Raw genomic sequence first — 9,498 nt, 5'->3', positions numbered from 1 at the left:
CGAGCCCTCTTCAGCGTTTCCCATCCCGGCGGCGACTACGCCGACTCCTCGCCCATCTCCTCGGCCGTGAACCGCGTGCCGAGCACGTAGACGGCCGCGCCGGTCGCGATCGACAGCAGCCCTGCGACGGCAAAGGCCGCAGAGAGCAGCGAGTCCGTCGGGGAAAGCGAGAGCGCCGAGAGGATCGAGCGCACCAGTTGGCGGAGCAGCCCGGTCCCGAGCGCAGCGGCGTCGAGCAGGAGGAACCCGAACACGACGGCGAACACCGCGATCAGCGTCGAGAAGACGGTGACGGTCTTGTAGAGCCGCATGGGCACCTCCACGTCGCGCCCGTCGCGGCCCTCGGTACTGCGATTGTCGTCAGCCACGGCCTACTTCGGGGGCCGCAGCCGGTAGTAGCGACGGTTGAGGTCGTACATGTACCCCTCGCGCATCGTCTTCAGCACCGCGTAGGTGATCCCGGCCATCATGATCGGCACGAGGAACGTCAGGTCGAACAGCAGGCTGACGTTCATCGGCATGATGTTCTGGATCGACAGCAGCGAGATGGTGAACGCGAACGTCAGGCCGCCCATCCCGACGGCAGCCCAGAACGGCTGCTCGACCGGCCGGCGGGCGCTGCCCTTGTTGAGGAACGGCACCATCGAGATCGCGCCGACGATCACCACGTTCGCGAGCACGCCGTACGTTCGGTCGGCCATCAGCTTCTGGCCGTCGAGCAGCGAGATCGCGGGGTTGAGGTCACCCAGCTTCAGGAGGCCGAACGACCAGTAGAGGTACCAGTCCGGCAGGATGATCGACGGCGTCGAACTGGGGTTCGCGGGGTTGCCGATGTGGGGCGGCAGCGTCGCCGCCAGCAGGAGCAGCATGCCCACGAAGAAGCTCGTCAGCGCGAGGTTCCGGATCAGCTCGTGGGGCCACGTCGGGAACGCGAGTACGTCGCGCTCCACGTAGGTGGACTCCTCACGCAGATCCTGATCCTCGCGGCGGGCCCGCTCGAAGTACTCGTAGGTGAGACGGGGGAGCCCCGTCTGCCGACTCTTGCGTTCGCTCCAAGTCGGCGTGTCGTCGTCCGGCGGGACGATCCCCGTACCGCCGTCGGTTCGTGCGTCGGGTTGGTTGTCGTCGCTCATTGTATTAGTGGGGTTCCGCGATGCCCTGCATCCAGACGATGCCGATGTGGATCGCGATCAGCGAGGTCACCACGAACGGCAGCAGGAACACGTGCAGGATGTACATCCGCTGCAGCGTCGGTGCGCCGAGCGAGAAGCCGCCGAACACCAGCTGGGCGACCCACTCGCCGATCACGGGGATCGACAGCGCCATCTCGACGCCGATCTGCCCCGCCCAGTAGGCGAGCTGGTCCCACGGCAGCAGGTAGCCCGTGTAGCCAAAGCCCATCGTGAGGCTGATCAGGACGATCCCGAGCAGCCAGTTCAGCTCGCGGGGCTCCTTGTACGCGCCGGTGAAGTAGACCCGGAGCATGTGCAGGAACACCGCCGCGGTCATCACCTGCGCCGACCAGCGGTGGATCGAGCGCAGCATGAAGCCGAACTGGAGATCCTGCATGATCATCGCGATCTGGGAGTAGGCGACGGTGCCAGTTTCGGCGGCGGCCGCGGATGGGGTGTAGTAGAACCCCAGCAACGCGCCCGATAACGCCGCGACGACGTACGCGAGCGTCGAGAACGACCCCAGCGCGTACAGCGGGTACCAGTACCAGAACTTGTTGTCGAGGTTGTACTGCTCGGTGTGACTCTTCGGCATCTGGAGGTTGACGCGGTAGTACATCGTCTCCAGCAGCTCCAAGTAGTCGACGATGCGGAACCGCTTGTCGAGCCAGATGAGGGTGAACAGGTACCCTTTCTCGATGGGGGAGAGCTGCTTCTCCTCCATCCAGCCGAGGTGGTCGTGTTCGTCTTTCTCTTTGAGACTCATTGGTTATCGTTTGTAGTACGGGTACACCGCGCGCTTGATCTGGTCCCAGACGCCGGCGCCCTCGAGCTGCTCGCCGTCGGCCTGATCGCCGCGGATGTAGAGGTCCTCCCACTTGCGACGGCGCTTCTTGACGACCATCACGTCCGGGAGGAACTCCTTGCGGTAGATCGCGAGGATGAACGCGAGGTCGATGAACACGATGGCGAGGAGTCCGCCGAGGAACATGTTCCCGTCGGCGGTCAGCCCCCAACCGGAGACTAGCCCCCAGGTGAACATGAACACGAAGACGATCTCCAGCAGCGTCAGCAGCACGATCGCGATCGCCGCGGCCGTGCTCTCACGCGCCGGCTCGTAGCGGTGGATGTCGCCGTAGGTGGATCCCGACGTGGACATCACTCACCACCCCCGGTGTTGCCGGTGTTGGGTGACTCGCCGTACTTGAGCACGTAGAACGTGAACACGAGGCTGACGAACATCATCAGGATCGTCGCCGCGCCCACCCAGTGGGGGTGGATCGGGGCGCCGATCTCGTGGAGCTCGCGTTCGCCGCCGCCCCCGGACTGAAGCTCCTCGACGACCTCGATGGAGCCGACCATCCCCGCGCTCTCGTGGGGTGTACAGACGTACTCGTAGGTCCCAGTAGTGTCGAACGTGTGGGAGTACTCGTGGCCGGAGTCGAACGTAACGCCCTGTTCGCCTTCACCCTCCCAGTTGGCGCCGTCGGGCTGGCTCTGCGGAACCACGTTGTGCATGTTACTGTCCCAGACGAAGTTTACCGTCGTGCCCGTCGCGATCGTGAGTTCGGCCGGTTCGAACACGAGGCTCCCGCCGGGGCCGACGGTCACCGTCTCCGTCGGTCCCCCGCCTCCGCCGCCCTCAGTGCCGGTGGTCGTGCCGGTCTCTTCCTGCCCGGCCGCGACCCCCGAGCCGAGGGCGACAGCTCCGCCGGAGCCGCCGGTCGCTCGGAGAAAATCCCGCCTCTTCATACGGCCAAAACGTGGGACGGCCAGCGCTTAAAGCCTCCGTTTCACACCACCCTCACCGGCGCCGACGGCGGTACGACACCGCCGCCGACCGGCGTCTCAGTCGCCGCCGTCCTCGTCGGGCTCGTCGCTCAGCTGCGGGACGAACTCCGGTCGCTCGCCCGCCTCGTCGACGGCGCGGAGGCGGTCGCGGTACTCCGCGGCGCGGAACCGGTCCGAGAGCCGCGCGTTCGCGACCACAGTGAACAGGAACACGCCGATCAGGGCGAACAAGATGCCGACGGCCGGGCCGATCACGCCACCCTGTGGCACGTCGGGCTGGAGGTCGAACAGCAGCGAGCCGGCGACCAGCCCGAGCCCAGCGAGTATCTGGGCGGCGGCGATCAACTGGAGCATCGTGTTGCCGAGCTCACCCGAGCCGGACTCCACGTCGTCGGGGTCGGGGAGGCTCGGGTCCTCCGGTGGCGTCGGCACGTCGTACTCCGCCATCGAACACAGTGCGACCGTCGGCTCGACGTCCCGCAACACCGTTCCCTCGCCCTCGACGCTCCCATCGGGGTTGATGATCGCGTACCCCTCGTCGGAGTACGCGAGCAGTCGATCCCCCTCGGGGCCGGGGTGGCGTTCGAGCCGCGCGAACACCTCGCGGGTCGCGATCCGATTCTCCAAGTCCTGTTCGACCCGGTCGATCAGTTCGGCGCCGGTGATCCACGTATCGGGGTCGAACGCCGCCTGCCACTCCTCGCGCTCCATCTCGGCCATATCCGCGGGGCCGAAGTTCTCGAAGTCGTACTTCTGCTCGACCTCCTCGCGGAGCGCTTCGAGGTCGGTCGACTCGGCGGCGTCGCCGCTCCCGGCATTGGCGTCGTCCGCGCGTGCCCGCTCCGCAGTCTCGTCTTCGGAGGGGTCGGCCATAGCGACCGTTGGACTGGCGCGCCGTTAAGCGCTTCGCGAGCGGCCCGCCGGCGGCGCGCCGGAGTCGCTCCTTTTAGGCGGGCGCGCCGCCTACCTCGACCGAATGGTCTCCGAGTCGACCGCGGCGACGCTGGCGGCGCTGTCGGTGACGATCAGCCTCCCTTTCTTCCTCTACGGCGCGTGGTACGCCATCGAGACGGAAGTGATGACCTGGGAGCGGCTGGTCCACCACCTCAAGTTCGTGGTCACGGGACTGGTACTGACGACGGCGCCGATGGTGCTGTGGATGATCCCGCGGCTAGCCGAGCAGTTCGGCGGGCTCGCGGCGCTACACGCCTTCTTGGGGCTGCAGGCGTACGCGCTGCTGGTGCTCGCGCTCACCGGGATCGTCCGCATCTTCCAGGCCAAGCGGCAGGCCGACCTCTACCGCAACCCCGACCCCGAGGCCGACATCGGCGAACTCCACGAGAACATGGGTGCGTGGCGCCGACGGCTCCGGATCGGTGTGTTCGGCTACCTGATCCTCTGGATACTCGCGTACCTCCTCGGGCTCTACCGGTACCTGCTGCTCCACGTGGTCTGAGAACCGCTCACCACGCCTCGCCGCTGGCAAGGTCGATCTCGCTGTCGCCCTTCGCGGAGGGACAGATATCCGCGAGTACACACTCCCCGCAGTCGGGGTTGCGGGCGGTGCAGACGGCGCGCCCGTGGTCGATCAGCAGGTGGGTGAACTGCTGCCAGTGTTCCTCGGGCACCACGTCGAGTAGGTCTGCCTCGATCGCTTCGGGGCGTTCCGCCTCGGTCAGCCCGAGCCGGCGGCTGATCCGCTGGACGTGCGTGTCGACGACGATCCCCTCAACCACGTCGTGGGCGTGCTGCAGCACGACGTTTGCGGTCTTGCGGCCGACCCCGGAGAGCTCGGTGAGCTCGTCCATCGTGTCCGGCACCTCGCCGTCGTGGTCCGCGACGAGGGTCTCCCCGATGCTCTTGAGGTAGCCCGCCTTGCTGTTGTGGAACGTGATCCCGTAGATGTCCTCGGCCAACTGCTCCTCGTCGGCTTCGGCGAACTCTTCGGCGGACTCGTACTTCTCGAACAGCTCCGCAGTCACCTCGTTGACGCGCTCGTCGGTACACTGTGCGGAGAGCACGACCGCGATCAGAAGTTCGAGTCGCGTGTCGAAGTTCAGCGAGATCGTTGAGTCGGGGTACTCGGCTTCGAGACGGTCGATCAGTTCGACCGCCTGTTCGCGGCGTGGTTCGAGTGGCTCGCCCATACCCGCCGTTCCGCTCCCCGGGGGTTGAACGGTTCGGTCGCGGCCGTGGGTACGTGCCGTCGACGCCCGAACCTACATCCCGGTGCCGGCGGTGAACTCGTAGCTGTACACCCAGTTGAGGAGCACGTACGTCAGCACGCCCATCGACAGCGAGAGGATCCACGAGCCGGCAGCGAGACGACCCACACGCTTGTGGGGCGTCTCCTCGCGGAGTTCCCGCGGCGAGTGGGTGAGCCCGAGCACCAGCGCGTACAGCACGACCGGCACCGCGACCACCGAGAGGATGATGTGGATCGCGAGCATCAGCAGGTAGGCGTAGTACACGAGATCGGGCGCGCCGATCATCTCCTTCGTCCCGCCGCCGCCGATCTTCCAGAGGTAGAGGACGAGGAACACCATGATGAGCCCGAACGCGCTCCCCATCGCTTTCCGGTGTTTCTCGACCTCGCCGTCGCGGATCCACTTCCAGCCGAGAATCAGCAGCACCGTCGCCGTGGTGTTGATCCCAGCGATCGCGTGGGAGAACAGGTTCACCTGCGCGTTCGTCAGATCGGGGTAGATGGGAAGTGCCCCCGCGAACGTCCCCATCACCAGCCCGTAGCCCAGCACCGAGAGCAGCGCGACCGTCGCCCGCGGGCGATCGCGGGCCCGCGACCGGAGGGTTTCCAGCATGGCCGGAGGGTGGGTCCGGAGCGACAAGGTGGTTCGGGTTCCGGCCCGAGAAGCTTTGCCACCGGCCGCCCTCGGTGGTGGTATGGCCGACTGTGCCTTCTGTGCCGTCGTCGCGGGCGAGCACGACGTTTACGTCCTGCGCGAGGACGACGCCACGCTCGCGTTCCTCGACGAGAACCCCGCCCGCAAGGGACACACGGTCGTGATCCCGAAAACCCACCGTGAGGAGCTACTCGGGGGGAACGCCGGGGGCGCCGCGGTGTTCGACGCGGTCGATGCGGTCGCAGCGGATCTGCGGCGCGCGCTCGACCCGGACGGGTTCAGCGTGTTCTACACTTCGGGCTCGATGGTCGGGTCGATCCGGCACGGCCACGTCCACGTCGTGCCCCGCGAGGCGGGCGACGACGTCTCGCTCGCGCTCGAACGGTCGGCACTGGACCACGACGCGGCCGCCGACCTCGCCGCACGGATCCGCGACGCCGAGCACTGACCCGCGGTCGCCCGCAGGAAATCTCCGGGCCGATGTCCCGGGGTTTATGTCCGATGACGCGGAATGAGCGAGTACGGGTGATGGCGACGCACCCGTCCTCGGTCGGACGGGCCGACTCCCGCCGCGACGGGGTGGCCCCCACGACGCGGCGGACTTGGCGCGCCACCGGCCTCTCCGACCACTCTCGCCGCGCGGTCCATGACAGATCGCGCGGCATTCCTTCGTCCCCGAGCGCTCGCTCCCCGCCCGGGGACATCCTCACGTCGACGAGCGACGCAGCTCTCAGCCACATCCCGACGGCTGGCGCCGACTGCGATACCGAACTCTTCGCGGAGATCGCGACCCAGTTTGGCCGAGGATCGAGTTGTCCGAAGGATCTGGAATCGGGCGAGAGCTTTCGTACTCGCGGAGTCACGCTCGTCGGTTCCTTTCGCCGGTGCCGAGGCCAAGGAGGGTGCGGAGCACCCGACGCAGGCTTTTGTCGCCAGAAATCTTCGATTTCTGGCTGCTAACCAGAAGCCTTCGGCTTCTGGTAATGGGCGAGCTTTTGCAAGGGCCCTGCGGGGCCCACAACAAAAGGTCGGTCTAGATAACCCCGGTCGTCTCCGCCACGTCCCGTGCCGCCTTCTCGGTGATCCCGTCGCCCAGCACCGTGTACCGGTCGCGGATCTCGTGGGCGGTGGTGAGCGCCTCCAACAGTTCGTCCTCGCTCAGCCCCAAGTCCTCGGCCGTCGTCGGCGCGTCGAGGCTCTCCAGTGCCGCCCGGATATCCTCCCAGAGCCCATCGGGGCCGTCGTGGAGGTAGGCGGTCATGATCGAGCCGACGCCGACCTGGTGGCCGTGGAGTGCCCGTCCCGGCGCGATCCGGTCGAGCTGGTGGGAGAACAGATGCTCCGCCCCCGAGGCGGGCCGGGAGGAGCCCGCGATCGACATCGCCACGCCCGAAGAGACCAGCGCCTTCACGACGATCCACGCCGACTCCTCCAGCCCCGGCCGGATCAGGTCGGCGTTGTCGACGAGCATCTCCGCGGTCATCCGGGCGAGCGCGCCGCCGTACTCCGAGTACTCCACGCCCTTGAGCCGCCGGGCGAGCTGCCAGTCCGCGACGGCGGTGTAGTTCGAGATGATGTCCGCACAGCCCGCGGTCGTGAGCTCCCACGGCGCGTCGGCGATCACGTCGGTGTCGGCGACGACCGCCAGCGGCGGTTCGGCGGCGACGGAGTGGCGCGTGTCGCCCTCCGGGATCGACCCCCGACCCGAGACGATACCGTCGTGGCTCGCCGCCGTGGGGACGGAGACGAACCCGACGTCGAGTTCGTCGCTGGCCATCTTCGCGGTGTCGATGGGTTTGCCGCCGCCGAGGCCGACGAGGTAGCCGGCGTCGACTTTGCGGGCGGCGTCGATCACGTTCTGGACCTGCTCGAACCCCGCCTCCGCGACGATCACCGTCTCCGCGCCCGCGAGCTGCTCGCGGACGCGATCGCCGACGATATCGTTGGGCGAGGGGCTGGTGACGATCAGCGGCGTCCCGGAGAGGTAGAGCTCCCCGACGGCGTCGCCGAGATCGTCGAGGACCCCGTGGCCGACGACGACGTTCCGGGGGAGCCGGATCCACGTCGATTTGTCGAACATGCTCCGGTGGTCGGGTGCGGCGGTGAAAAGCGGTTCGTCAGTCGACGCCGTCAGCCGAGGATGCGCCACGCCTCGAACAGGAAGCTGACACCGAAGCCGGCGAGCACGAGCGCGCTCACCGCGGCGACCGCGGGGGCAAACGAGTCGACCCGGCGGCCTGCTTGGACCAGCGCCGCCGGGAAACTGACCAGCCAGAGCGCGACGCCACCGAACAGGCCGACGATCAGCGCCGGGCTGCCCGTCTCGACGACGAACACGCCGGTGAGCGCCTCGCCGACGTAGGGGAGCACCGCGAGCACGTCGAGCATCCCCGGGTCGAGCAGCCCGACGCCGGCGGTCAGCCAGAACAGGATCTGGTAGGGGTTCGTGAGTGCGAGCACGAACGCGCGACGGAACCCCGTCGACTCGTCGTCGGCGAGGGGCGGCTCAGTCGACCCGCTCTCGCTACTGTCACCGTCCCTCTCTACCGACGACGGCGCGAAGGACTCCTTGACCCCCGTTGCGGCGCCGTAGGCGAAGTAACACATCAACAGTCCGCCGACGCCGAACATGACTCCCTGTGCCGTCGGGTACTGTTGGACGATACCGACGACGCCCCCCAGCGCGAGCAGGAAGAACACGAAGTCCGCGAGTCCCGCGCCGAGCCCGGCTTTCGCTCCCGCAGTCCAGCCGCGGAGCACGCTCTCCTCGGCGATCACGGCGTTCATCGGCCCCGGCGGCGCCGCGAGCGCGAGCCCGAACGCGGCGCCGGCGACGAGCGACGGGACGAGATCGAACACGGCGAGACAAAGGACCGAAAATGCGAAAAATCGCCCGGTTCAGCGGCGCCGGAGCACGCCGACGACCGCGGCCACGGCCAGCGCGGCGATCGCGGCGTACAGCACGACCGTCGGCGCGCCGAGCACGACGGCGCCGAAGGCGAGGAAGACGACGGCGGCACCGGCCTCGATGTACGCGGTCGGCAGCACCGCCTCGACTTTCTCACCGATCACCGCGTCGACTCCGGTCCGGAGTGCGAGCGCGCCGATCACGCCGACGAACACCGAGACAGGCGCGTCGGGGAACGTCGCCGCAAGGTTGATCGTCAGCAGCTGGGTCTTGTCGCCGAACTCCGCGAACAGCACGAACAGGAACCCCGTCAGCAGCCCGCCGTAGCTCCCGACGCGGACGAGCAGCGCGTCCGGGATCAGCCGTCCCGAGATCCCGACGTCGAGCCCGGTGCCCGACGTGATCGACCGCGAGGCGTCGCCGTCGCGAAGCCCCTTGGCCGCCGAGCGGGCGGTCCAGACGCCGAAGACGACGAACAGCCCCCCCGTTATCATGGTGACGACGGTCGCGGGCAGCACCGAGACGACGTACTGGCCGAACGCGACCTCCAGCGCCGACCAGAGGGTGAAGGCGCCCATGGCGCCGAAAAACACCGCCTTGGCGTCGTACCGCGTCGCGAGCGTGATCACCACCAGCTGCCCCTTGTCGCCGAACGTTGCGAGCAGGTTCGCGAGGAACGCGGCCGCCAGCGGCCCGTGGTCGGCGTAGCGGGCGACGACGCTGTCCAGTCCCGATTGCAGCGGGAGCGCGAGCGCGCCGGACATGC

13 protein-coding genes are annotated in these 9,498 nt (G+C 67.9%); 2 read left to right on the top strand and 11 right to left on the bottom strand.

Annotated elements, in window-relative coordinates; genetic code table 11:
- Positions 1 to 35: 35 nt before the first annotated feature.
- The 6 genes from BN1959_RS05025 to BN1959_RS05000 all read right to left on the bottom strand — a co-directional run bounded on the left by BN1959_RS05025 (position 36) and on the right by BN1959_RS05000 (position 3,836).
- Positions 36 to 311, bottom strand: a complete 276-nt coding sequence (locus BN1959_RS05025; protein ID WP_394325250.1) for a DUF7315 family membrane protein — start codon at positions 309 to 311, stop codon at positions 36 to 38.
- Positions 312 to 371: 60 nt separating this feature from the next.
- Entirely contained in the window at positions 372 to 1,133 is a 762-nt protein-coding gene (locus BN1959_RS05020; protein ID WP_053947603.1) for a cytochrome b, read from the bottom strand.
- Positions 1,134 to 1,137: 4 nt separating this feature from the next.
- Positions 1,138 to 1,938 carry a cytochrome b gene (locus BN1959_RS05015; protein ID WP_053947602.1) on the bottom strand — a complete coding sequence of 267 codons (801 nt, stop codon included), beginning with the start codon at positions 1,936 to 1,938 and terminating at the stop codon, positions 1,138 to 1,140.
- A 3-nt stretch (positions 1,939 to 1,941) separates the two neighbouring features.
- Positions 1,942 to 2,331 carry a DUF7318 family protein gene (locus tag BN1959_RS05010; protein WP_053947601.1) on the bottom strand — a complete coding sequence of 130 codons (390 nt, stop codon included), beginning with the start codon at positions 2,329 to 2,331 and terminating at the stop codon, positions 1,942 to 1,944.
- Positions 2,331 to 2,924 carry a plastocyanin/azurin family copper-binding protein gene (locus BN1959_RS05005; RefSeq protein ID WP_079978607.1) on the bottom strand — a complete coding sequence of 198 codons (594 nt, stop codon included), beginning with the start codon at positions 2,922 to 2,924 and terminating at the stop codon, positions 2,331 to 2,333. The genes BN1959_RS05010 and BN1959_RS05005 overlap by 1 nt, the downstream gene beginning before the upstream one ends.
- 96 nt (positions 2,925 to 3,020) lie before the next feature.
- On the bottom strand, positions 3,021 to 3,836 hold the full coding sequence (locus BN1959_RS05000) for a DUF7319 domain-containing protein (protein WP_053947600.1): 816 nt from the start codon (positions 3,834 to 3,836) through the stop codon (positions 3,021 to 3,023).
- A gap of 103 nt (positions 3,837 to 3,939) precedes the next feature.
- Here BN1959_RS05000 and BN1959_RS04995 point away from each other — a divergent pair, with 103 nt between their 5' ends.
- A complete protein-coding gene (locus BN1959_RS04995) occupies positions 3,940 to 4,419 on the top strand; it encodes a DUF7321 family protein (RefSeq protein WP_053947599.1) in 480 nt (159 codons plus the stop codon).
- A 7-nt stretch (positions 4,420 to 4,426) separates the two neighbouring features.
- Here the strand turns inward: BN1959_RS04995 and nth are convergent, their stop codons facing one another.
- Both nth and BN1959_RS04985 read right to left on the bottom strand, forming a co-directional pair.
- Positions 4,427 to 5,110 carry an endonuclease III gene (gene nth / locus BN1959_RS04990; RefSeq protein WP_053947598.1) on the bottom strand — a complete coding sequence of 228 codons (684 nt, stop codon included), beginning with the start codon at positions 5,108 to 5,110 and terminating at the stop codon, positions 4,427 to 4,429.
- Positions 5,111 to 5,182: 72 nt separating this feature from the next.
- Positions 5,183 to 5,782, bottom strand: a complete 600-nt coding sequence (locus tag BN1959_RS04985; RefSeq protein WP_053947597.1) for a DUF420 domain-containing protein — start codon at positions 5,780 to 5,782, stop codon at positions 5,183 to 5,185.
- A gap of 82 nt (positions 5,783 to 5,864) precedes the next feature.
- Here BN1959_RS04985 and BN1959_RS04980 point away from each other — a divergent pair, with 82 nt between their 5' ends.
- On the top strand, positions 5,865 to 6,272 hold the full coding sequence (locus tag BN1959_RS04980) for an HIT family protein (protein WP_053947596.1): 408 nt from the start codon (positions 5,865 to 5,867) through the stop codon (positions 6,270 to 6,272).
- Positions 6,273 to 6,857: 585 nt separating this feature from the next.
- Here BN1959_RS04980 and BN1959_RS04975 read toward each other — a convergent pair.
- The 3 genes from BN1959_RS04975 to BN1959_RS04965 form a co-directional block, all read right to left on the bottom strand.
- Positions 6,858 to 7,904 (bottom strand): NAD(P)-dependent glycerol-1-phosphate dehydrogenase, encoded by a 1,047-nt coding sequence (locus tag BN1959_RS04975; protein ID WP_053947595.1) that lies wholly within the window; start codon positions 7,902 to 7,904, stop codon positions 6,858 to 6,860.
- 50 nt (positions 7,905 to 7,954) lie between these two features.
- Positions 7,955 to 8,611 carry a LysE family translocator gene (locus BN1959_RS04970; protein WP_053949320.1) on the bottom strand — a complete coding sequence of 219 codons (657 nt, stop codon included), beginning with the start codon at positions 8,609 to 8,611 and terminating at the stop codon, positions 7,955 to 7,957.
- A gap of 111 nt (positions 8,612 to 8,722) precedes the next feature.
- Positions 8,723 to 9,496: a TMEM165/GDT1 family protein gene (locus tag BN1959_RS04965; RefSeq protein WP_079978605.1), complete on the bottom strand. Its 774-nt coding sequence runs from the start codon at positions 9,494 to 9,496 to the stop codon at positions 8,723 to 8,725.
- Positions 9,497 to 9,498 lie beyond the last annotated feature (2 nt).

This window comes from Halolamina sediminis (assembly GCF_001282785.1).
In the GTDB taxonomy this organism is placed as follows: Archaea; Halobacteriota; Halobacteria; order Halobacteriales; family Haloferacaceae; genus Halolamina; species Halolamina sediminis.
This window is presented reverse-complemented; position numbering and strand designations above follow the sequence as displayed.

Bases quoted from the DNA above. Each gene is read 5' to 3' on its own strand.
- BN1959_RS04970 (WP_053949320.1), bottom strand. From the start codon at position 8,611: ATGAACGCCGTGATCGCCGAGGAGAGCGTGCTCCGCGGCTGGACTGCG.
- BN1959_RS04985 (WP_053947597.1), bottom strand. From the start codon at position 5,782: ATGCTGGAAACCCTCCGGTCGCGGGCCCGCGATCGCCCGCGGGCGACG.
- BN1959_RS05010 (WP_053947601.1), bottom strand. From the start codon at position 2,331: ATGTCCACGTCGGGATCCACCTACGGCGACATCCACCGCTACGAGCCG.
- BN1959_RS04995 (WP_053947599.1), top strand. From the start codon at position 3,940: ATGGTCTCCGAGTCGACCGCGGCGACGCTGGCGGCGCTGTCGGTGACG.
- nth (WP_053947598.1), bottom strand. From the start codon at position 5,110: ATGGGCGAGCCACTCGAACCACGCCGCGAACAGGCGGTCGAACTGATC.
- BN1959_RS05015 (WP_053947602.1), bottom strand. From the start codon at position 1,938: ATGAGTCTCAAAGAGAAAGACGAACACGACCACCTCGGCTGGATGGAG.
- BN1959_RS05000 (WP_053947600.1), bottom strand. From the start codon at position 3,836: ATGGCCGACCCCTCCGAAGACGAGACTGCGGAGCGGGCACGCGCGGAC.
- BN1959_RS05020 (WP_053947603.1), bottom strand. From the start codon at position 1,133: ATGAGCGACGACAACCAACCCGACGCACGAACCGACGGCGGTACGGGG.
- BN1959_RS04975 (WP_053947595.1), bottom strand. From the start codon at position 7,904: ATGTTCGACAAATCGACGTGGATCCGGCTCCCCCGGAACGTCGTCGTC.
- BN1959_RS04965 (WP_079978605.1), bottom strand. From the start codon at position 9,496: ATGTCCGGCGCGCTCGCGCTCCCGCTGCAATCGGGACTGGACAGCGTC.
- BN1959_RS04980 (WP_053947596.1), top strand. From the start codon at position 5,865: ATGGCCGACTGTGCCTTCTGTGCCGTCGTCGCGGGCGAGCACGACGTT.
- BN1959_RS05025 (WP_394325250.1), bottom strand. From the start codon at position 311: ATGCGGCTCTACAAGACCGTCACCGTCTTCTCGACGCTGATCGCGGTG.
- BN1959_RS05005 (WP_079978607.1), bottom strand. From the start codon at position 2,924: ATGAAGAGGCGGGATTTTCTCCGAGCGACCGGCGGCTCCGGCGGAGCT.